At 75.2% G+C, this 20,278-nt stretch carries 23 protein-coding genes; 4 read left to right on the forward strand and 19 right to left on the reverse strand.

What is annotated here, in order from left to right:
- Positions 1–9: 9 nt before the first annotated feature.
- Entirely contained in the window at positions 10–1,836 is a 1,827-nt protein-coding gene (locus ACN27B_RS00495) for an AMP-dependent synthetase/ligase (protein ID WP_099164310.1), read from the forward strand.
- An 83-nt stretch (positions 1,837–1,919) separates the two neighbouring features.
- Here ACN27B_RS00495 and ACN27B_RS00500 read toward each other — a convergent pair whose 3' ends face one another.
- Complete coding sequence (locus tag ACN27B_RS00500) at positions 1,920–3,227, reverse strand: low temperature requirement protein A (RefSeq protein ID WP_422742979.1); 1,308 nt, start codon at positions 3,225–3,227, stop codon at positions 1,920–1,922.
- 75 nt (positions 3,228–3,302) lie between these two features.
- Positions 3,303–4,754: a PLP-dependent aminotransferase family protein gene (locus ACN27B_RS00505; RefSeq protein WP_091573310.1), complete on the reverse strand. Its 1,452-nt coding sequence runs from the start codon at positions 4,752–4,754 to the stop codon at positions 3,303–3,305.
- Between the two features lie 59 nt (positions 4,755–4,813).
- Here ACN27B_RS00505 and ACN27B_RS00510 point away from each other — a divergent pair, with 59 nt between their 5' ends.
- Together ACN27B_RS00510 and ACN27B_RS00515 are read left to right on the forward strand one after the other, a co-directional pair.
- On the forward strand, positions 4,814–5,446 hold the full coding sequence (locus ACN27B_RS00510; RefSeq protein WP_099164308.1) for a YczE/YyaS/YitT family protein: 633 nt from the start codon (positions 4,814–4,816) through the stop codon (positions 5,444–5,446).
- Between the two features lie 116 nt (positions 5,447–5,562).
- Positions 5,563–6,024: a hypothetical protein gene (locus ACN27B_RS00515; RefSeq protein WP_091573308.1), complete on the forward strand. Its 462-nt coding sequence runs from the start codon at positions 5,563–5,565 to the stop codon at positions 6,022–6,024.
- Positions 6,025–6,032: 8 nt separating this feature from the next.
- On the opposite strand, the gene hisF is transcribed toward ACN27B_RS00515, so the two are convergent.
- From hisF to hisD, 12 genes are all read right to left on the reverse strand, one after another.
- Positions 6,033–6,800 (reverse strand): imidazole glycerol phosphate synthase subunit HisF, encoded by a 768-nt coding sequence (gene hisF, locus ACN27B_RS00520; RefSeq protein WP_422742982.1) that lies wholly within the window; start codon positions 6,798–6,800, stop codon positions 6,033–6,035.
- A 77-nt stretch (positions 6,801–6,877) separates the two neighbouring features.
- Positions 6,878–7,876 carry an NADP-dependent oxidoreductase gene (locus ACN27B_RS00525; RefSeq protein ID WP_099164306.1) on the reverse strand — a complete coding sequence of 333 codons (999 nt, stop codon included), beginning with the start codon at positions 7,874–7,876 and terminating at the stop codon, positions 6,878–6,880.
- Positions 7,873–8,298, reverse strand: coding sequence for an organic hydroperoxide resistance protein (locus ACN27B_RS00530; protein WP_091573305.1), 426 nt, complete (start codon positions 8,296–8,298; stop codon positions 7,873–7,875). The genes ACN27B_RS00525 and ACN27B_RS00530 overlap by 4 nt, the downstream gene beginning before the upstream one ends.
- Position 8,299: 1 nt before the next feature.
- Positions 8,300–8,746 (reverse strand): MarR family winged helix-turn-helix transcriptional regulator, encoded by a 447-nt coding sequence (locus ACN27B_RS00535; protein ID WP_098748064.1) that lies wholly within the window; start codon positions 8,744–8,746, stop codon positions 8,300–8,302.
- A gap of 394 nt (positions 8,747–9,140) precedes the next feature.
- Positions 9,141–9,566: a RidA family protein gene (locus tag ACN27B_RS00540; RefSeq protein WP_099164305.1), complete on the reverse strand. Its 426-nt coding sequence runs from the start codon at positions 9,564–9,566 to the stop codon at positions 9,141–9,143.
- On the reverse strand, positions 9,563–10,291 hold the full coding sequence (priA, locus tag ACN27B_RS00545; protein WP_396824167.1) for a bifunctional 1-(5-phosphoribosyl)-5-((5-phosphoribosylamino)methylideneamino)imidazole-4-carboxamide isomerase/phosphoribosylanthranilate isomerase PriA: 729 nt from the start codon (positions 10,289–10,291) through the stop codon (positions 9,563–9,565). Before priA ends, ACN27B_RS00540 begins: the two co-directional genes overlap by 4 nt.
- Positions 10,292–10,310: 19 nt before the next feature.
- Entirely contained in the window at positions 10,311–10,631 is a 321-nt protein-coding gene (locus ACN27B_RS00550; RefSeq protein ID WP_099164303.1) for a hypothetical protein, read from the reverse strand.
- Complete coding sequence (gene hisH / locus ACN27B_RS00555; RefSeq protein ID WP_422742986.1) at positions 10,624–11,247, reverse strand: imidazole glycerol phosphate synthase subunit HisH; 624 nt, start codon at positions 11,245–11,247, stop codon at positions 10,624–10,626. Before hisH ends, ACN27B_RS00550 begins: the two co-directional genes overlap by 8 nt.
- Complete coding sequence (locus ACN27B_RS00560) at positions 11,247–11,414, reverse strand: hypothetical protein (protein ID WP_172967956.1); 168 nt, start codon at positions 11,412–11,414, stop codon at positions 11,247–11,249. Before ACN27B_RS00560 ends, hisH begins: the two co-directional genes overlap by 1 nt.
- Positions 11,414–12,025 (reverse strand): imidazoleglycerol-phosphate dehydratase HisB, encoded by a 612-nt coding sequence (gene hisB / locus ACN27B_RS00565; RefSeq protein WP_091573299.1) that lies wholly within the window; start codon positions 12,023–12,025, stop codon positions 11,414–11,416. Before hisB ends, ACN27B_RS00560 begins: the two co-directional genes overlap by 1 nt.
- Positions 12,022–13,095 (reverse strand): histidinol-phosphate transaminase, encoded by a 1,074-nt coding sequence (locus ACN27B_RS00570; protein ID WP_422742989.1) that lies wholly within the window; start codon positions 13,093–13,095, stop codon positions 12,022–12,024. The genes hisB and ACN27B_RS00570 overlap by 4 nt, the downstream gene beginning before the upstream one ends.
- Complete coding sequence (gene hisD, locus ACN27B_RS00575; protein ID WP_099164300.1) at positions 13,092–14,417, reverse strand: histidinol dehydrogenase; 1,326 nt, start codon at positions 14,415–14,417, stop codon at positions 13,092–13,094. Before hisD ends, ACN27B_RS00570 begins: the two co-directional genes overlap by 4 nt.
- 108 nt (positions 14,418–14,525) lie before the next feature.
- On the opposite strand from hisD, the gene ACN27B_RS00580 reads away from it, so the two are divergent.
- Positions 14,526–15,230: an LON peptidase substrate-binding domain-containing protein gene (locus ACN27B_RS00580; RefSeq protein WP_422742991.1), complete on the forward strand. Its 705-nt coding sequence runs from the start codon at positions 14,526–14,528 to the stop codon at positions 15,228–15,230.
- On the opposite strand, the gene ACN27B_RS00585 is transcribed toward ACN27B_RS00580, so the two are convergent.
- The 5 genes from ACN27B_RS00585 to lspA form a co-directional block, all read right to left on the reverse strand.
- On the reverse strand, positions 15,196–16,155 hold the full coding sequence (locus ACN27B_RS00585) for a DUF2567 domain-containing protein (RefSeq protein ID WP_422742993.1): 960 nt from the start codon (positions 16,153–16,155) through the stop codon (positions 15,196–15,198). The genes ACN27B_RS00580 and ACN27B_RS00585 overlap by 35 nt on opposite strands.
- Positions 16,156–16,203: 48 nt before the next feature.
- Positions 16,204–17,730, reverse strand: coding sequence for an ATPase (locus tag ACN27B_RS00590; protein WP_099164298.1), 1,527 nt, complete (start codon positions 17,728–17,730; stop codon positions 16,204–16,206).
- Between the two features lie 140 nt (positions 17,731–17,870).
- Positions 17,871–18,725 (reverse strand): hypothetical protein, encoded by an 855-nt coding sequence (locus tag ACN27B_RS00595; protein WP_099164297.1) that lies wholly within the window; start codon positions 18,723–18,725, stop codon positions 17,871–17,873.
- 2 nt (positions 18,726–18,727) lie between these two features.
- On the reverse strand, positions 18,728–19,672 hold the full coding sequence (locus tag ACN27B_RS00600) for an RluA family pseudouridine synthase (protein ID WP_099164296.1): 945 nt from the start codon (positions 19,670–19,672) through the stop codon (positions 18,728–18,730).
- Positions 19,669–20,274, reverse strand: a complete 606-nt coding sequence (gene lspA, locus ACN27B_RS00605; protein WP_091577199.1) for a signal peptidase II — start codon at positions 20,272–20,274, stop codon at positions 19,669–19,671. The genes ACN27B_RS00600 and lspA overlap by 4 nt, the downstream gene beginning before the upstream one ends.
- Between the last annotated feature and the right edge of the window lie 4 nt (positions 20,275–20,278).

Here is a 20,278-nt window from a genome sequence, read left to right on the forward strand (position 1 = left end):
GCTACAGCGATGGCTCTCGATGTACCGTACCGTTCCGTACCCGACATGTTCCTCAAGCGCGTGGCGGATTCCCCCGACCGGCAGGCGTTCGCCCACCCCGCACCCGACGACTCGGGCCCGGTCTGGCTGACGTGGGAGCAGGTCGGGCAGCGCGCCAAGGCGATCGCGGCCGGGCTGCACGGGCTCGGTGTCGGCCTGGAGGACCCGGTGGCGATCCTGGCCAACACCCGGCTGGAGTGGGTGCTCGCCGACTTCGGCATCATGTGCGCCGGCGGGGCCACCACCACCGTCTACCCGACCACCGAACCCGACGACGCCGTCTACATCGTCGCCGACTCCGGGTCGCGGGTGCTGTTCGCGGAGAACGGCGCCCAGGCGGCGAAGATCGCCGGCGCGGAGCTGCCGGCCCTGACCCACGTGGTGCTCTTCGACGGCACGCCCGACCCGGCCGCCGGCGTACCCCAGCTCACCCTGGCCGAGCTGGAGGAGCGCGGGGCCGCCGCGCTGGCCGCCGAGCCCGACCTGATCGACATGCTGGTCGCGGGGATCGGGCCGGACCATCTGGCCACCCTGATCTACACCTCCGGCACCACCGGTCGCCCGAAGGGCGTGGAGCTGCTGCACGGCGGCTGGTGCTGGGAGGGCGTGGCGCAGGCCGAGCTGGGGCTGCTGCGGGTCGACGACCTGCAGTACCTGTGGCTGCCGCTGTCCCACTCGTTCGGCAAGACGCTGCTCTGCGGCGCCACCCACGTCGGCCTGCCCACCTACGTCGACGGCCGGGTGGACAAGCTGGTCGAGCTGCTCGGCGTGGTCCGCCCGACGCTCATGTGCGGCGCGCCCCGGGTCTTCGAGAAGGTCTACAACAAGGCGGTCACCACCGCGCAGGGCGCCGGCGGCGCGAAGGCGAAGATCTTCGCCTGGGGCGTCTCCGTCGGCAAGGAGAAGGTCGCGCTGGAGCAGGCCGGCAAGCCGGTCCCGGCCGGCCTGCGGCTGAAGTACGCGCTGGCCGAGAAGCTCGTCTTCAGCAAGCTCCAGGCCCGGCTCGGCGGCCGGATGCGGGTGCTGGTCTCCGGCGCGGCGCCGCTCAGCAAGGAGATCGCCACGTTCTTCGCCGCCGCCAACCTGCCCATCTCCGAGGGCTACGGTCTCACCGAGACCAGCGCCGGCGCCTTCGTCAACCCGCCCGGTGGCCTGAAGATCGGCAGCGTGGGCCGGGCCATGGGCGACCTGGAGTGCCGGATCGACACCGACGGCGAGATCCTGATGCGCGGTCGTCCGGTCATGCGCGGCTACCACAACCTGCCCCAGGAGACCGCCGAGGCGTTCACCGCCGACGGCTTCTTCCGCACCGGCGACATCGGCACCCTCGACGACGACGGCTACCTGCGCATCACCGACCGGAAGAAGGACCTGGTCAAGACGTCCGGCGGCAAGTACGTGGCGCCGTCGCACATCGAGGGCATGTTCAAGGCGGTCTGCCCGTACACCTCCCAGGCGGTGGTGATCGGCCAGGCCCGCAACTACTGCACCATGCTGGTCACGTTGGACCCGGACGCGATCAAGGGCTGGGCCGCCGGCACCCCGCTGGAGGGGCGCGACTACACCGAGATCGTCACCTCCCCCGAGGCGCGGGAGATGGTCGAGGGCTACGTGGCCGAGCTGAACACCAAGCTCAACCGCTGGGAGACGATCAAGAAGGTGACGATCCTCCCCCGCGACCTCACCATCGAGGACGGCGAGGTCACCCCGTCGCTGAAGATCAAGCGCCGCAGCGTGGAGACCAACTTCGCCGGCGAGATCGACAAGATGTACGAGGGCACGCTCGCCGAGCTGTAGGCGACGCCCGCGAGGCCGTGCCGGCCGTGCCCCACCGTCCCGGGGCACGGCCGGTCGGCCCCGTCGCGGGGCCGGGACGTCGATCACAGGTGCCGCTGCCGCCACCGGCTCTGCTCGGCCTCCGCGGCGAGCTGCTCCTCCAGGGCCAGCCGGCGCACCCGGCGCCGCCGCCCGTCCTCGCTGCGCGTCTCCCAGGCGATGCCGGCGGCGGTGAGCGCCGCCAGCACGCCCAGCGCGCCCACCTCCGGGATGCGGAACGCGAACGGACCGGCGGCGGCGAGCGCCGCCGCCGTGACCAGCAGCGGCCAGTGCGTCTCGCGCAGCGCCAACCACCAGCAGCCGGCCAGGCTGAGCAGGTAGAGCGCGACGCCGCCGAACAGCACGCCGCCCCAGAAGTCGCCCAGCGGCCACCCCCACGTGGGCGTCTCCCGCGCGGCGACCTCGGCCAGCAGGTCCTTGAGGCCGAGCGCGTAGAGGATGGTGCCGGTGATCATCGGCAGGTGCAGGAACGTGTAGACGTCGCGGGCCAGCCGCAGCCGGGCGACGCGGTCCCGGGCGTGGTGCAACGCCTGCTCCATCGCGAACGCCAGGGTGTCGAAGTACGCCCACCAGAGCGCCGCCACGATCAGGATGCCGAGCAGCGCGGCCACCGCCACCGGGCCGGTCAGCGGCAGTCCCCGCTTCGGGCCGAGCCCGAGTGCGATGATCGACTCACCGAGCGCGACCAGCACCATCAGCGCGTGCCGCTCCGCCCAGTGCCCGGCCGAGACCACCACCCACCAGCGCCGCGCCAGCGTCACTCCGACGCCGTACTCGACCAGCAGCGCCAACGTCCAGAGCGTCAGTTGCAGCCCGACCGCGAACCGTCCCTCCGGCAGCCGGGACGGCACGGTTCCGGCGACCACCAGCAGGACGGTGGCCACGACCGGGACCAGGGCGCGTATCAGGAGACGGCGGCGGCGGACCGGGTCGGCGCGGTCCGTCCAGCCGAGGACGGCGAGCTGGGCCATCCGGATCACGAAGTAGGACCCGGCGAAGACCAACGGCCCGGGCAGCCCGCCCGGGCGGTCCACGAACGCGCCGGGCACGCTGAGCACCAGCAGGAACGTGGCGGCCACGGTGACGAACCCGACCAGCGGCAGCACGCCCTGGTCGGCGCGCAGCGCGTTGCCCATCCGGGCGAACCCGGTCCACGACCACCACAGCAGGGCCAGCACCAGCACGAAGCGGTAGAGGTTGGCCGGGGTGAGTTCGCTGGCGGTGAGCGTGGTGACGCTGAGGAACGCGAAGACGAAGACCAGGTCGTAGAAGAGCTCCAGCCGGGTGGTCCGGGAACCCGGCGCGCCGGGCCGCACCGACCGCGACCACCGCGCACCACCCCCGTTGCCCACCCGCGCAGTCTGCGGGGCCGGGCCGGGCCGGTGACCCGGTTCCCCGGACACCCACCGGATCGGGCGGCGGGCGGGTCAGGCGATGACGCTCGGCTCCCGCCACTGCGGCCGGCCGGCCCGGTCCAGGTCGTAGCGGACCGCGGCGAGCCGCCCGACCGCCTCCACCAGCTCGGCGGCCGGCAGCGTGAAGGGCAGCCGGAGGAACCGCTCCAGCGTCCCGTCCAGGCCGAACCGGGGACCGGGCGCCAGCCGTACGCCGACCTCCTCGGCGGCCCGGGCCAGGGCGCTGGAGATCGGGCCGTCCAGCTCGGCCCAGAGCGTGACGCCGCCGCACGGCACGGTGACCCGCCAGTCCGGGAGCCGCTCGGCGAGCGCCGCGACCAGCGCGTCCCGCTGGGCGGCGAGCTGCGCCCGGCGGGCGGTCACGATGGCCGGCGCCTGGTCGAGCAGGTGCACGGCGACGAGCTGGTCGAGCACCGGGCTGGCCATGTCCACGCCGACCCGGGCCGCGGCCAGGCGCTGCACCTGGGGCGCGGAGGCGCGCACCCAGCCGATCCGCAGGCCGCCCCAGTAGGGCTTGCTCATCCCGCCGATGCTGATCACCCGGGAGTGCCGGTCGAAGACCGCCACCGGCGGTGGCAGCGGGGTGCCGTCCAGCGGCAGGTCGACGAAGGACTCGTCCACCACCAGGTCGGTGCCGGCCGCGTGCGCCGCGCCCACCAGCCGCTCGCGCAGGTCGGCGGCCATCAGGTGACCGGTCGGGTTGTGGAACTCCGGGATCAGGTACGCGAGCTTCGGCCGGGTCTGCCGGATGCTGCCGAGCAGCAGGTCGGCGTCCCAACCGTCGTCGGAGAGCCCGTGGGTGGTGATCCGGGCCCGGCGGGCGGCGAGCGCGGCGAGCGCGTTGGGGTAGGTCGGTGACTCGACCAGCACCCCGCCGCCGGGTGACAGGGCCAGCCGCAGCACCAGGTCCAGCGCGTGCTGGGTGCCGCTGGTGACCATGATCTGCTCCGGGCTGGTGGGCAGCCCGCGCTCGGTGTAGCCGCGGGCGACCGCCTCGCGCAGCTCGATGATGCCGGTGGGGTGGTAGCCGGCGCCGCCGAGGTAGCGGGGCAGGTCCTCGGCGGCCGCCCGGGCGGCCGGGACGAGCTGGGCCGGCGCGGAGAGCGCGGCCACCCCGAGGTCGATCATGTCCCGGTCGTCGAGCGGGGTCCACAGGCCGGTGCTGGCGACCCGGTGGGTGCCCGGCAGCATGGTCCAGCTCCCGGCGCCTCGGCGGCTGGCCAGGTGGCCGGTCTCCCGCAGCTCCCGGTAGGCGGCGGTGACGGTGGTCCGGCTGATCCGCAACGCCTCGGCCAGCTCGCGCTCGGCCGGCAGGCGTACCCCCAGGGGCAGCCGGCCGTCGGCGAGCAGGCCCCGCACGGCGCCGGCGAGCGCGGCGTAGTCGGGGCTGCGCCGGCGGCCGGGCAACGCGTGCCACTGGCCGAGAAGACGCGCCAATTGGACACCGCGCACCTGGGTCGTCATGGCCACACCTCCGGAATTGGCCCCTTTGCACTCCGCAATTGGCCCCTAGGGTGGCATGCATGGCTCAGCTTGGCAATCTCCGGCACCGGCCGGCGCGACGGCTCACCCAGCTCTACGCCGGTCTCGCCCTCTACGGCGTGAGCATGGCGCTGATGATCCGCTCCGGGCTCGGCCTGGACCCCTGGGACGTGTTCCACCAGGGGCTCGCCCGGCAGACCGGCCTCTCCTTCGGCACCGTCACCATCGCCGTCGGCGCGCTCGTGCTGCTGCTCTGGATCCCGCTGCGGCAACGCCCCGGCCTGGGCACGGTGAGCAACGTCGTGGTGATCGGGCTGGTCGTCGACGCCACCCTGGCCGCTCTGCCGCCGGGCGAGGGCCTGCCGGTGCGCACCGCGTTGCTGGTCGTCGGCATCGTCGCCAACGGCGCCGCCACCGGCCTCTACCTGGGCGCCGGGCTCGGCCCCGGCCCCCGCGACGGCCTGATGACCGGGTTCGTCGCCCGCCACCCGCGCTGGTCGGTGCGGCTGGTCCGGACCGTCATCGAGGTCACCGTGCTGGCGCTGGGGTGGCTGCTCGGCGGGACGGTCGGGCTCGGCACCGTGGCCTACGCGCTGGCCATCGGACCGCTCGCGCAGATGTTCATCCCGATCTTCGCCATCCCCACCCGACCGGCGGACGCTTACGCTACGTGACGGCCGCCGGGCCGACCGCCACGGGATGGGACGAGCCGGACGGCCCTGAGCTGCGACGACGTACGGCACCGAAACCAGGTGTTTTCTCCGCCGCCGTCGCCGGGCATCATTCGTGCATGGGGGAGAACGGATGGCGTTGGAGCGACGCCTGGATCTTCGTCGCGTTGGTCATCGCGAGCGGTGCCGGCCGGCACCGCCGGGCCGCCGCCACACGCCGCCCCGAGGGGGTGCGCCTCGCCGACGTCCTCTCCACCGCCGACCACCTCAACCAGGCCATTCCCGAGCGGCACGAGGTCGAGGGGGCGGTCCGCCGGCTCGTCGGCGCGGGGCTGGTCAGCGTCGCCGACGGCTGGTTCCGGGTCACCCCGGACGGTGAGCGGCTCTGGCGCACCCGGCCCAGCGCCGGGCTGGGCACCACCGTCGACACGGTGCAGGGCGTGCTGAGCCGCCGGCACCCGCCGGGCGAGTCCGAGTGGCACCTCGACGAGGACGACCACGCCGCCGCCGTGCAGGAATATGTCGTCCGGTCGATCCCGATGCCGCGCCGCTCCCCCGAGGGACACTCCGGCCGGCCCTGATCCCGCAGTCAGCGCACCGGGTGCCCGGCGCCGCGCAGCGCGTCCTTGACCTCGCCGACGGTCAGCTCGCCGAAGTGGAAGACGCTGGCCGCGAGCACCGCATCGGCGCCTGCGCCGACCGCCGGGGGGAAGTGCGCCACCGCGCCCGCGCCACCGCTGGCGACCACCGGCACCTCGACCACCGCGCGAACCGCCTCGATCAACGGCAGGTCGAAGCCCGTCTTGGTGCCGTCGGCGTCCATCGAGTTGAGCAGGATCTCGCCCGCGCCCAGCTCGGCGCCACGCGCGGCCCACTCGACCGCGTCCAGGCCGGCGCCCCGACGACCACCGTGCGTGGTCACCTCGAAGCCGCTCGGCGTCGTGCCCGCCGGCGCGCGCCGCACGTCCAGCGAGAGCACCAGCACCTGCCGGCCGAACCGGTCGGCGATCTCGGCGATCAGCTCCGGCCGGGCGATCGCCGCGGTGTTCACCCCGACCTTGTCCGCCCCGGCCCGCAGCAGCGTGTCGACGTCGGCGACCTGCCGGACGCCACCGCCGACGGTGAGCGGGATGAAGACCGACTCCGCGGTGCGCCGAACCACGTCGAGCATGGTGCCCCGATCGCTGGAGGAGGCGGTCACGTCGAGGAACGTCAACTCGTCCGCGCCGGCCCGGTCGTAGGCCGCCGCCAGCTCCACCGGGTCGCCGGCGTCGCGCAGGTCGAGGAAGTTGACCCCCTTGACCACCCGACCGGCGTCCACGTCCAGACACGGGATCACGCGTACCGCCACCGTCATGCCCCGAAGCCTAGCCAACGCGCGGGCGGCGGCGACCGGCCTGTGAGGCCGGCCACCGCCGCCGGGTCGCCCGCCGGTCAGAGCCGGACGAGCATCTTGCCGAGGTTCTCGCCGCGCAGCAGGCCGAGGAACGCCTCGGGCGCCTGCTCGATGCCGTCGACCACGGTCTCGTCGTAGGACAGCCGGCCCTCGCGCAGCCAGCCGGCCATCTCCTGGACGAACTGCTCGCGCAGGTGCCCGTGGTCGCCGACCAGGAAGCCGCGCAGCGTCAGCCGCTTGCCGATCACCAGCGCCAGGTTGCGCGGGGCGGCCGGCGGCTCGGTCGCGTTGTACTGGGCGATCATGCCGCAGATGGCGGCCCGGCCATGCAGGTTCATCGCCCCGATCGCGGCCTCCAGGTGGTCTCCGCCGACGTTGTCGAAGTAGACGTCGACGCCGTCCGGGGCGGCGGCCTTGAGCTGCTCGTACACCGGTCCGTCGTGGTAGTCGAAGGCGGCGTCGAAGCCGAGCGCGGTGAGCCGCTCGACCTTCGCCCGGGAACCGGCGCTGCCGATCACCCGGCCGGCGCCGCGCAGCTTCGCGATCTGGCCGACCATGCTGCCCACCGCGCCGGCCGCGCCGGAGACGAAGACGGTCTCGCCCGGCTTCATCGCGGCCACGTCGAGCAGCCCGGCGTACGCGGTCAGCCCGGTCATGCCGAGAACGCTCAGGTAGGCGCTGACCGGGGCGAGGCCGGGGTCGACCCGGCGCACGGCACGGGCGTCGACGAGCGCGTACTCGCGCCAGCCGAAGCCGTGCAGGACGACGTCGCCGGGCTTGACGCCCTCGGCCTCGCCGGCCACCACCTCACCGATCGCGCCGCCGTCGAGCGGGGCGTCCAGCGCGAACGGTGGCACGTACGACTTGACGTCGTTCATCCGGCCGCGCATGTACGGGTCGACCGACATGAACTGGTTGCGGACCACGACCTGGCCCGGACCCGGCGTCGGCACCTCGGTGGTGACCAGCCGGAAGTTGTCGGCGGTCGGCCACCCCTGCGGGCGGGACGCCAGGTGGATCTCCCGGTTCACAGTCACAGTGCCTCCCGGACGGTCAGGGCGACCTCGATGTTGCCGCGGGTCGCGTTGGAGTAGGGGCAGACCTGGTGCGCCGCGTCGACCAACCGCTCGGCGGCCGAGCGCTCGACGGCGGGCAGGTCCACCACCAGCGTGACGGTCAGGCCGTAGCCGCCGCTGCCGTTCGGGCCGATGCCCACCTCGGCCTCGACGACGGAGCCGGTGACGTCCGCCTTGGCCTGGCGCGCGACGATGCGCAGCGCGGAGTGGAAGCAGGCGGCGTAGCCGGCCGCGAAGAGCTGCTCCGGGTTGGCCGCGCCGCCGGCGCCGCCCATCTCCTTCGGCACGGCGAGGTCCAACTCGACGGTGCCGTCGGAGGTGCGGACGTGGCCGTCGCGGCCGTCGCCGGTGGCCCGGGCGGACGCGGTGTAGAGCACCTGCATGTCACTGCTCCTTCTGTGAGTGGATCGTCTCGGTGACCCGGGTGAGGGTGTCGCGCAGGCCGATCAGCTCGGCCTCGGTGAGCCCGGTGGCCATCGCCACCCGCATCGGCACCTCCGCCATCCGCTCCCGCAGGGCCCGGCCCCGGTCGGTGAGGCCCACCTCGACCCGGCGCTCGTCGGCCGCCGAGCGGGTACGCACCACCAGGCCGGCCGCCTCCAACCGCTTGAGCAGCGGGGAGAGTGTGCCGGAGTCGAGCCGGAGCCGCGCGCCGAGCTCGGAGACCGTGGGGGCGTCGTCGTCGCGCTCCCAGAGAACCAGCAGCACGAGGTACTGCGGGTAGGTCAGTCCGTGCGCGTCGAGGATGGGCCGGTAGACGTCGGTCAGGGCGCGCGACGCCGCATAGAGGGCGAAGCACACCTGCCGGCGCAGCACCAGATCATCGGTCACGCGTTGAACAGTAGCGCGCAATCAAGTTGTGCACAACTTGATTGCGCCGACGGTGTCGGACACGGGCGGAGCGGGCCACCGCCGGCCACCGCCTTTCGAGCTGATATCGGAAACGACTCAGGAACCGCGCCGGGCGTCCGGACGGGCCGCGCCCCGCCGCCGCCGGCAGCTCCGGACATCCGGAGCGACCCGGCTCTTCCCGGCCTGCCGCCGCAGCCCCCGCCGCCGCCTCGGGTCAGCCCTCGCCCCGCCGCGGGTCAGCCCTCGCCCCCGCCGCGGGTCGGGCCCCGCCGCCGGACGTGGCCGTGTGGGTGAGTCGTTTCCGATATCAGCTCGAAAGGCACCGGAAAGGCGACCCTCCCCCGCCCGGCCGCGGAACCGGGAGGGGGCCGGCTCAGCCGACGGGGAGATACGCCTCCAGCTCGACCTCGACCAGGTGCTCCGGATCGATCAGCCCGGCCACCACCACCATGGTCGCCACCGGACGCACCGGGCCGAACACCGCGTTGTGCGCCCGGCCGACCTCGTCGACGTAGAGCCGGTCGGTCACGTACATCCGGGTCCGTACCACGTCGGCCGGGGTGGCGCCCACCTCGGCCAGCGCGTCCAGGCCGATCCGGATCGCCTGCGCGGTCTGCGCCGCCGCGTCCCCCACGTGCGCCACCCGGCCGTCCACCGTGGAGGTGCAGCCGGCCGTGATCGCCAGGGACCCGGCCCGGACCACCCGCGAGTAGCCGTAGAGCGCCTCCCAGGGGCCGCCCGAGCCGAGCCGGGTCACCGCCGTGCCGTCGACCGGCAGCTCGCCCGGGCCTGCCGTCACGCGCCGGCCCGCAGCGTGGCGATCGCCTCGGCGACGGTGAACGCGCCGGCGTAGAGCGCCTTGCCGGCGATCACACCCTCGACCCCGACCGGCTCCAAGGTGGCCAGCGCCCGCAGGTCGTCCAGCGTGGACACGCCACCGGAGGCGATCACCGGCGCGTCGGTGCGGGCGCACACCTCGCGCAGCAGGTCCAGGTTCGGCCCCCGCATGGTGCCGTCCTTGGTGATGTCGGTGACCACGTACCGCGCCGCGCCGGCGGCGTCCAGCCGGGTCAGCACCTCCCACAGGTCACCGCCGTCGCGGGTCCAGCCACGCGCCGACAGGGTACGGCCGCGCACGTCCAACCCGATCGCCACCCGGTCGCCGTACTCGCCGCAGATCCGGTCGCACCACTGCGGGTCCTCCAGCGCGGCGGTGCCGATGTTGACCCGGGCCGCCCCGGTGCCCAGCGCCGCCCGCAAGGACTCGTCGTCGCGGATGCCGCCGGAGAGCTCCACCTTGACGTCGAGCTTGCCGACCACCTCGGCGAGCAGCGCGGCGTTCGAGCCACGGCCGAACGCCGCGTCCAGGTCCACCAGGTGGATCCACTCGGCGCCGTCGGACTGCCAGGCGAGGGCCGCCTCCAGCGGGTCGCCGTACGCGGTCTCGCTGCCGGCGGCGCCCTGCACGAGCCGGACGGCCTGGCCGTCGGCGACGTCCACGGCGGGCAACAGGTCAAGGCTCAACGCTTCTCTCCTCGCATCCTCAACGACGGTCCAGCGCGATCACCACGATCGCCGGCAGGACCAGCAGCAACAACACGACCAACGCCAGACGCAGGGCGAGGTCGTCGACGAAACTCCAGATGCCGACCACCGCGACGGCGGTGAACAGCACGATCGCCGCCCGCTCGCCGCGGCTGTGCCGGCGCAGTCGACCGGTACGCCCCCGGCGCAGGCGCGGTGTCAGTCGGCGTACGAGGGCCTGCCGCCACTGGCGACGGGCCGTGCGGCGGGCGCGGGCGGCGCGCTCGCGCTCCTGCTCGGCCTCGCGGGCCGCCCGGCGCCGGGCCCGTTCCTTACTCAAGCGTGCCGAGCCAGTTGCGCAGCAACGCGGCCCCCGTGTCGGCGGACTTCTCCGGGTGGAACTGGGCGGCCGACAGCGGGCCCCGCTCCACCGCCGCGACGAAGTCCGCACCGTGGTGGGCGGTGGTCACGGTGGCGCCGGCGGCGGCCAACGCGGTCGGGTCGGTGACGCCGTAGGAGTGGACGAAGTAGAACCGGGCGTCGGCCGGCAGCCCGGCGAAGAGCACCGAGCCGTCCGGGGCCGCCACCGTGTTCCAGCCCATGTGCGGCAGCCGGGGCGCGGGCAGCCGGGTGACGCCGCCCGGCAGCAGCCCGAGCCCCTTGGTGACCACGCCGTGTTCCTCGCCGTGCCCGAAGAGCACCTGCATGCCGACGCAGATGCCGAGCACCGGCCGGCCGGCGGCGACCCGGTCGGCGATGACCGGACCGGCGCCCAGCTCCTCGATCCCGGCCATGCACGCGGCGAACGCGCCCACGCCCGGCACCACCAGGCCGTCGGCGGAGGCGGCGGCGGCCAGGTCGGCGGTGACCGTCACGGCGGCGCCGGCCCGCTCCAGCGCGCGCTCGGCCGAGCGCAGGTTGCCCGAGCCGTAGTCGAGCACCACCACCCGCGCCATCAGCCCTCCCCAGGCAGCAGCCAGAGCAGCCCGCCGGCGGTGGCCAGCGCGGCCAGCAGGCCGGTGACCACGACGGCGGCCCGGTTGGCGCCCTGCTTGTAGAGCGACCAGGTCCCGCCGACCAGCACCCCGGCCAGGATCAGCAGCAGCGTCGGCCACACCCGCATCAGAGCGCGCCCTTCGTGCTCGGCACCACGCCCGCGTTGCGCGGGTCGAGCGCGGTGGCCTCGCGCAGCGCGCGGGAGACCGCCTTGAACTGGGCCTCGACCACGTGGTGCGCGTCCGGGTGGCCACCGGGACGGGCCGCCCGCAGCACGTCCACGTGCAGCGTGATCCGGGCCGCCTGACCGAACGACTCCCAGATGTGCCGGGTCATGCTGGTCGGGTAGACCGGCCCGATGTACGGGGCCAGCGCCGGCTCGTCGTGCACCACGTACGGGCGGCCGGACAGGTCGACCGCGGCCCGGACCAGCACCTCGTCCATCGGCACGGTGGCCGAGCCGTACCGGCGGATGCCCGCCTTGTCGCCCAGCGCCCGGTCGAACGCCGCGCCCAGCGCGAGCGCGGTGTCCTCCATCGTGTGGTGCGCGTCGATCTCCAGGTCGCCCACGGTGTGCACGGTCAGGTCGAAGCCGCCGTGCCGGGCGATCTGGTTCAGCATGTGGTCGTAGAAGCCGACGCCGGTGGAGATGTCGGCCTCGCCGGTGCCGTCGAGGTCGATCTCGATCAGCACCTTGGTCTCGTTGGTGACCCGCTCGATCCGGGCGGTGCGGCTCATGACAGCTTCTCCGTTGCGGTGAGGAAGGCGTCGGTCTCGGCCGGCGTCCCGGCGGTGACCCGCAGCCAGCCGGGCAGGCCGACGTCGCGGACCAGCACGCCGGCGTCGAGCAGGGTACGCCAGGCGGCGCCCTGGTCGCCGTCGACGGCGAAGAGCACGAAGTTGGCGTCGCTGTCGGCGACGCGGTGGCCCCGGGCGCGCAGCACGGCGACGATCCGGTCGCGCTGCTCCTTGATCGCGGTGACGGTGCCGAGCAGCGCGTCCCGGTGGGCCAGCGCCGCCCGCGCGGCGGCCTGGGTGAGCGCGGAGAGGTGGTAGGGCAACCGGACCAACTGCACCGCCTCCACCACCGCCGGGTCGGCCGCCAGGTAGCCGAGCCGGCCGCCGGCGAAGCCGAACGCCTTGCTCATGGTGCGGGTGACCACCAGCCGCGGGTGGCCGGGCAGCACCGCGAGCGCGCTGATCGTGCCGGGGCGGGCGAACTCGGCGTACGCCTCGTCCACGACCACCATCCCGGGCGCCTCGTCCAGCACGGCGGCGGCCACGGCCGGGTCGAGCGCGGTGCCGGTCGGGTTGTTCGGCGAGCAGAGGAACACCACGTCGGGCCGGTGCCGGCGCACCTGGGCCACCGCGTCGGCGGCGGTGAGGCCGAAGTCGGCGCCCCGGGCCCCCGGGACCCACCGGGTGCCGGTGCCGAGCGCCAGCAGCGGGTGCATCGAGTAGGCCGGGGTGAACCCGAGCGCGGTGCGCCCGGGTCCGCCGAACGCCTGCAACAGCTGCTGCTGGATCTCGTTGGAGCCGTTGGCCGCCCAGACGTGGTCGGCGGTGAGCCCGTGACCCAGGTAGGCGGCCAGGTCGGCGCGCAGCGCCACGGCGTCCCGGTCCGGGTAGCGGTTGAGGTCGCGCAGCTCGGCCGCGACGGCCTTGCCGATCGCCTCGACCACCGGCTCGGGCACCGGGTAGGAGTTCTCGTTGGTGTTCAGCCGCACCGGCACGTCGAGCTGCGGCGCGCCGTACGGCGTCCGCCCGCGCAGGTCGTCCCGGATCGGCAGGTCGTCGAGCGTGGTCACGAGGTGCCGCCCGCGGGGAAGCGGACGCTGACCGCCTGGCCGTGCGCCGGCAGGTCCTCGACGCCGGCCAGCGTGACCACGTGCGGCGCCACCTCGCGCAGCGCGTCCTGCGTGTATTCGACCAGGTGGATGCCGCGCAGGAAGGACTGCACGGACAGGCCGGACGAGTGCCGCGCGCAGCCGCCGGTGGGCAGCACGTGGTTGGAGCCGGCGCAGTAGTCGCCCAGCGAGACCGGCGACCACGCGCCGACGAAGACCGCGCCGGCGTTGCGCACCCGCAGCGCCCACTCGCGGGCGTTCTCGGTCTGGATCTCCAGGTGCTCGGCCGCGTACGCGTCGACCACCCGCAGCCCCGCCTCCAGGTCGTCGACGAGGACCACGCCGCTCTGCTCGCCGCGCAGCGCGGTGCCGATCCGCTCGGCGTGCTTGGCGGCCGGCGCCTGCCGGGCCAGCTCGGCGTCGACCGCGTCGGCCAGCTCGGTGGACGGGGTGACCAGCACGCTGGCCGCGAGGGGGTCGTGCTCGGCCTGGCTGATCAGGTCGGCGGCGACGTGCGCCGGGTCGGCGGTGTGGTCGGCCAGGATGGCGATCTCGGTCGGGCCGGCCTCGGCGTCGATGCCGACCACGCCGCGCAGCAGCCGCTTGGCCGCGGTGACCCAGATGTTGCCCGGCCCGGTGATCATGTCGACCGGCTCGCAGCGCTGTGCGCCGGCCGGGTCGACGGTGGCGCCGTACGCCAGCATCGCCACCGCCTGGGCACCGCCGACGGCGTAGACCTCGTCGACGCCGAGCAGCGCGCAGGCGGCGAGGACGCGCCGGTCGGGCAGGCCGTCGTTGTCCTTCTGCGGCGGGCTGGCCACCACCAGCGAGCGGACCCCGGCCGCCTGGGCCGGAACGACGTTCATCACCACGGTCGACGGGTACATGGCCAGGCCGCCGGGGACGTAGAGGCCGACCCGGTCGACCGGCACCCACCGCTCGGTCACCGTGCCGCCCGGCACGACCTGGGTGGTGTGGTCGGTGCGACGCTGGTCGTCGTGGACCTTGCGGGCCCGGGTGATCGACTCCAGCAGCGCGGCCCGGACCTGCGGGTCCAGCTCGTCCTCGGCGGCGCGGATCACCTCCACCGGCACCCGCAGACGCTCCGGCGAGACACCGTCGAACCGCTCGCTGGCCTCCCGGATCGCCGGGTATCCATGCTCGCGGACCGCCTCGACGAGCGGGCGGATCCGCTCGACCGCCACGGAGACGTCGAGCTGGGCACGGGGCAGCAGGCGGCGCGGGTCGCGTACCCCGCCGCGCAGGTCGATCCGATTCAGCACGTCTGCGAGTCTAGGCCGCCGCCGCGCGGACCGGTCGGGGCCGCCCGCACGCCGGGACGGTGAGCCGGGACACGCCGGACGGGGCGTCCGGGGGATACGCTCGATCACGTGAGCGCACGGCTGCCGGTGTTCCCCCTCGGGACCGTCCTCTTCCCCGGGCTGGTCCTTCCGCTGCACATCTTCGAGGAGCGCTACCGGGCGTTGGTCCGCCACCTGGTCGGGCTGCCCGAGGGCGCGCCCCGCGAGTTCGGGGTGGTGGCGATCCAGGCCGGGTGGGAGGTCGGGCCCGCCGGGCCGCCGGGGCGGTCCGGGCTGGCCGGCGGCCCGGTCACCCTGCACGAGGTGGGCTGCACCGCCGAGCTGCGGCAGGTCACCGAGCTGGCCGACGGCGGTTTCGACATCGTCACCGTGGGGCGGCGGAGGTTCCGCATCGCCGAGGTCGACGACGCCGCCGAGCCCTACCTCACCGCCGAGGTGGAGTGGCTGCCCGAGCCGACCGGCCCGGACGAGACGGCCGATCTGCTGGCCGCCCGGGTGATCTCGGTGTTCCGGCACTATCTGGGCCTGATCCGGCCGGACCCGGAGGACATCTCCGAGCAGCTGCCCGAGGACCCGACCGTGCTGTCGCACCTGGTCGCCGCGACCGCCGCGCTGACCGTCGCGGACCGGCAGCGGCTGCTCGCCATCGACGACACCCCCGGCCGGCTGCGCGCCGAGCTACGCCTGCTGCACCGGGAGACGGCGCTGCTGCGCCAGGTGCGGGCCGTGCCGGTGCCGCTCAGCGAGCTGGCGGGTCTTCCGGCGCCGAACTGATCCCGGGCGGCGGCCGGTCGCCCGCCTGACCCGTCGGGGGCGGCCAGTCGCCCGCCTGACCCGTGGGGGGCGGCCAGTGGCCGCCGGGCTCCGGTTCCGGGCGCAGCGACGGCCAGCGGGACCACCCGGCCAGCAGCGTGTATGTCACGGCCGCGCCGAACGCGGCGAGCAGCAGGCTGCCGTGCGGCACGGGCAGCGGCCCGTACCAGTCGACGCCGCCGGCGCGCAGGTCGGCGGGCTTGGTGAAGTCGGTGCCCGGCGGCGCGGTGTCCAGCAGCCGTTGGAACGTGGCCAGCCCGATCCGGCGGCCCACCTGCCAGGCCACCACGGCCGCGCCGAGCCCGCCCAGCGTCACCGCGAGCAGGCCGGCCGGGCCACGTCGACGACGCAGCAGCACCCAGAGCGCGACCGCGGCGAGCACGCCGAAGCCGAGCGCCAGGAGGCTGAACCAGCCGTCGGCCGCGATCGGCTGCTCCGGCTGCGCCGTGGTGTAGACCGCCCCGTCCGGGGTCTGCCGCACCGGTGTGTCCGGCGCCAGCCACGCCCAGAGCAACCCCAGCGGCGCGCCGAGCGCGGTCAGGAGCGCCGCCAGGCCGAGGACGGTCGCGACCGGGCGGCCGACGGCACGCCGGGCGGCCGGGGACGCTCCGGGCAGCTGGCCGACGACGCCCGGATGGCCGGCGAGCGGGTCCGCGCCGGGCGCGGTGACCGGGGTGCCGGCGGGCACCGGCAGCCCACCCGGCCAGGCGGGCGGCTGCGCGTCGGCCGGGCGGGCGCCCCCGGACGGCTGCGCGTCGGTCGCGCGGGCGCCCTCGGGCGACCGCCCGTCGGTCGCGCGGGCGCCGGCGGACGGCGCCGCCTCGGGCGCCTGCCGGTCGGTCGGTCCGCCGCCGGGACGCTCGGGATCAGGGGTGTCCGGACTCACCCGGTGATCCTCTCAGGCCGGGGCCCGGCGCGGGGCGGTGGTGGGCGGTCAGCGCGCGAACGGCTCCACCATCACCGCGGCCGCCTTGAGCCAGGCGTCCCGGGTCTCCGCCTGGAGCTGGTGGTATTCGATCGAGGAGCCGGTCTCGAGCGCCGGGTCGTAGGGCACCACGGCGACCGCCCGGGTGCGGGTGGCGAAGTGCCGCTCCAGGTCGTCCTGCAGGGAGGTGCGACCCGGGGTCGGGCAGGAGATCAGCGTGACCGCGTTGTCGGCCAGCTCACCCATGCCGACCTCGTGCAGCAGGTCGAGCATCCAGTCGGCGCTGAAGGCGGCGTCCTCGCGCGGCACGGTGGTCACCACGAGCTGGTCGGCGGCCTGCATGACGGTGCGCCAGTTCGGGCTCTCCACGTTGTTGCCGGTGTCCACGCAGACGACCTCGTGGGTCCGGCGCAGCAGCTCCAGCACCCGCTTGACGGTGAACTGGTCGAGGCGCTGGGCGAAACGCGGGCTCTCCTCGCCGGCCAGCACGTCGTAGGAGCCGTCGGAGGCGTGCCGCAGGTAGTCGTCGAGGTGCGACAGCAGCGTGTCGCCCTCCAGGATCTCGATCTGCGCCAGGTCGTGGACCAGGTGGCGGATGGTGCGGGCGTGTCGGGCGCTGCCGGCCCGCAGACCGAGCGTGCCGCGCAGCTCGTTGTCGTCCCAGGCGAGCACGCCGCGCCCGCGCACGCTGCCCACGGTGGCCGCGGCGAGCACGGTCGCGGTGGTCTTGTGCACGCCGCCCTTGGGGTTGGCGAACGCGAGCACCCGGGGCGTGCCCAGCTCGCGGCGGAGCACCCCGGTCGCCCGCTCCAGCTCGGGGTCCTGCTGCGGGGCCCGGGCCCGCCACCGCGCCGGCGCCGGCTCGACCGGGCCGGGCCGGGCCTCCACCGGCCGTCGCGGGGCGGGCAGCACCGGCTCCGGGCCGGGCGGGGTCTCCGGGCGGTAGCGGCCCCGGTCCAACAGCGCGTAGCGGGACTCCGCCGGGGGCGGCGCGGGCCGGTAGCCGCCGTCGAGCAGCGCGTAGCGGGACTCGACCGGCGCCTCGGCCCGCCCGCGCGGCTCGGGGACCGGCTCGCCGCCCCACGACGGTTCCGCGCGTGGTTCCGGGGCGAGGGGCGCCTCGGCGCGCCAGGACGGCTCGGGGGCGTACGACGGCTCGGCCCGCCAGCTCGGCGCGGCCGGCGGCTCCGGGTCGGCGCGGTACGCGGGTTCCGCGCGGTAGGCCGGCTCGCCGTCGAGGCGCGGGTCGGCGCGGAAGGCGGGGTCGACCCGGAACGTGGCCTCGGCGCGGTAGCCGGGCTCGGCGCCGTACGACCCGTCGGCGGCGCGGCCGACGGCGGCGGCGCGGCCGGTCCACCCGTTGCCCGCGCCGCGACGCGGCAACGGCTCGGGCGGTGGTGCCGCGTTCTCCTCGGCGCGCCGGTCGGCGTCGGTGTGCTCCGCGCCGCGACCGCCCAGCCGGGCCCGGTCGAGCAGCGCCCGCCACCGCGGTGCCGGCTCACCCTGCCGACCCCAGCCGGTCTCGCTGCCGTCCAAGGATTCGCCCTCCCCCAGCCCATCGATCTCCGCCTGACAGGCTACGAACGAAACCCTATTCGGACCACTCCCCGCTCCGCACATCGCCCGGTGGCCCTCCTCACCGTGTCACCCGTCGCGCCGTCGCGCACCGGGGTGTCTCAGGAGGTGGGAGCGGGATTGGGCGACCCGGACCCGGTGGTGGCCGGGCGGGCGACGGGTGAGGGTCCGCTCACCGTCGGTGCGGCTTCCGACGAATCACCCATACCGTCGCCGGACGCCAACCCGGTGTCGGCCGGCGGCCGGGCCACGTCGCGCTGCTCCGGCAGCGGCGGGGTGAACACCGTGCGGTCCAGGCGGGTCACCTCCGGCGCCGGGTCGACCCCGCGTACGCCGGGACGGCCGGCGAGGGTGCGCAGCACGTCCGGCCCGCCCCGCACCACGGCGGCGTAGACGCAGGCGCACCCGGCCCGGTAGGCGTCCGCCTCCCGGGCCGCCACGTCGGCCCCGGTGGCGTACACCCGGCGCGCCTCGGGGTCGGCGGTGGCCGCCGGCGCGGCGGCGCGGGACCGGTAGTCCGCCGCCTCGCGGTCCTTGCGCGCGGCGACCTCGGCCATCCCACCGACCACGTCGTCGGGCAGGCGCAGCGCGGCGATGCGCACGATCTCGGTCTGCCGGCCCGGCAGCGGCACCCGCGCGACCACGGCCGAGGCCGGTGTGCCGCCCAGCGTGGACGCCACCCGGGCCGGCGTCAGGTAGGCGGTGAACGAGACCAGGGCGTAGCCGTCGGGCGCCTGGAGCCGGGCCAGCTCGTCCCCGGCGGCGCGCAGGTACGCCGGCACCGCGTCGCCGTCGGCCACGCCGACCCGGGTCACCTCGCCCACCGTACGGTCGCCCACCGGCCGGTCCCGTCGCTGCGCCACGGCCACGACCAGCACGATCAGCGCACAGGCGAGGGCGAGCCAGGTCAGCGCGGCGGTGCGCGACCGGCGCGGCGGCGCGGGACGGTCGGTCACGGTCAGTCGCGCAGGATCTCCAGCGCCCGGGCCAGGTCGTCCGGGTAGTCGCTGACGAAGGTGACCTCGTCGCCGGTGCGCGGGTGCGCGAAGCTCAACGAGCGGGCGTGCAGCCACTGCCGGGACAGGCCGAGCCGGGCGGACAGCGTCGGGTCGGCGCCGTAGGTCAGGTCACCGACGCAGGGGTGCCGCATGCTGGAGAAGTGCACCCGGATCTGGTGCGTACGCCCGGTCTCCAGCCGCACGTCGAGCAGGCTGGCGGAGGGGAACGCCTCCAGCGTGTCGTAGTGGGTGATGCTCGGCTTGCCGCCGGAGACGACCGCCCAGCGGTAGTCGTGGTGGGGGTGCCGGTCGATCGGCGCGTCGATGGTGCCGCGCAGCGGGTCCGGGTGACCCTGCACCACGGCGTGGTAGCGCTTCTCCACCTCGCGTTCCTTGAACGCCCGCTTCAACGCGGTGTAGGCCAGCTCGCTCTTGGCCACCGTCATGATTCCGGTGGTGCCCACGTCGAGCCGGTGCACCACGCCCTGCCGCTCGGCGGCGCCGCTGGTGGAGATCCGGTGACCGATGCCGGCGAGCCCGCCGATCACGGTCGGGCCGGTCCAGCCGGGGCTCGGGTGGGCGGCCACCCCGACCGGCTTGTCCACCACCACGATGTCGTCGTCGGCGTAGACGACGGTCAGCCCGGGCACGGCCTGCGGCACCACGGTCGGCGGCGCGGCCGGCGCGGGCAGCGTGACCTCCAGCCAGGAGCCGGCCCGGACCTTGTGCGAGTTGGCCCGGACCGCGCCGTCGACCAGCGCGTCCCCGGCGTCCACCAGCGCCGCCGCGGCGGTGCGGGACAGCCCGAACAGCCGGGACACGGCCTGGTCCAGCCGCATGCCGTCGAGCCCGTCCGGGACGGGCAGGGACCGGTGGTCGCCGCCGGTGGCGAACGCGGCGGTCACGCGCGCTCCTTCTGGTCGGCCGGGGCGTCCTCGGTGGCGGGTTTCGCGGCGGCCCGGGAGCCGTCGCGCTGCCGGCCGGTCAGCTCCAGGAAGACCGCCAGCACCACGCCGCAGAACAGCGAGCTGTCGGCCAGGTTGAACACCGGGAAGAACTCGCCGTACGGGCCGAACACGCTGATCATGTCGACCACGTGGCCGACGAAGTGCCCCGGCGCGCGGAAGATCCGGTCGGCCAGGTTGCCCAGCGCGCCGCCCAGCACCAGACCCAGCGACACCGCCCAGGGCAGCGAGCGCAGCCGCAGCGCCATCCAGGCGATCCAGCCGATCACGCCGAACGTGATCAGCGGGAAGACCCAGGTGTGGTCGGAGCCGATGCTCCAGGCCGCGCCGCTGTTGCGGGTGAGGGTGAAGTAGACGGCGCCGCCGAGCACCGACACCGGCTCCTCCCGGCCGGGCAGCTCGCTGAGCGCGAGCTGCTTCGTGCCGAGGTCCGCCAGGAGCGAGACCAGGGACACGCCGAGCAGCAGGCCGACCGCCTTTCGGCGGGGCGCGCCGGCGCCCGTCTCGGTGGTGCCGGACCCGGCGGGCGGTGCTGCGGTCATCTGC

The sequence above is a fragment of the Micromonospora sp. WMMD754 genome (genome assembly GCF_049315235.1).
GTDB classification, from domain to species: Bacteria; Actinomycetota; Actinomycetes; order Mycobacteriales; family Micromonosporaceae; genus Micromonospora; species Micromonospora sediminicola.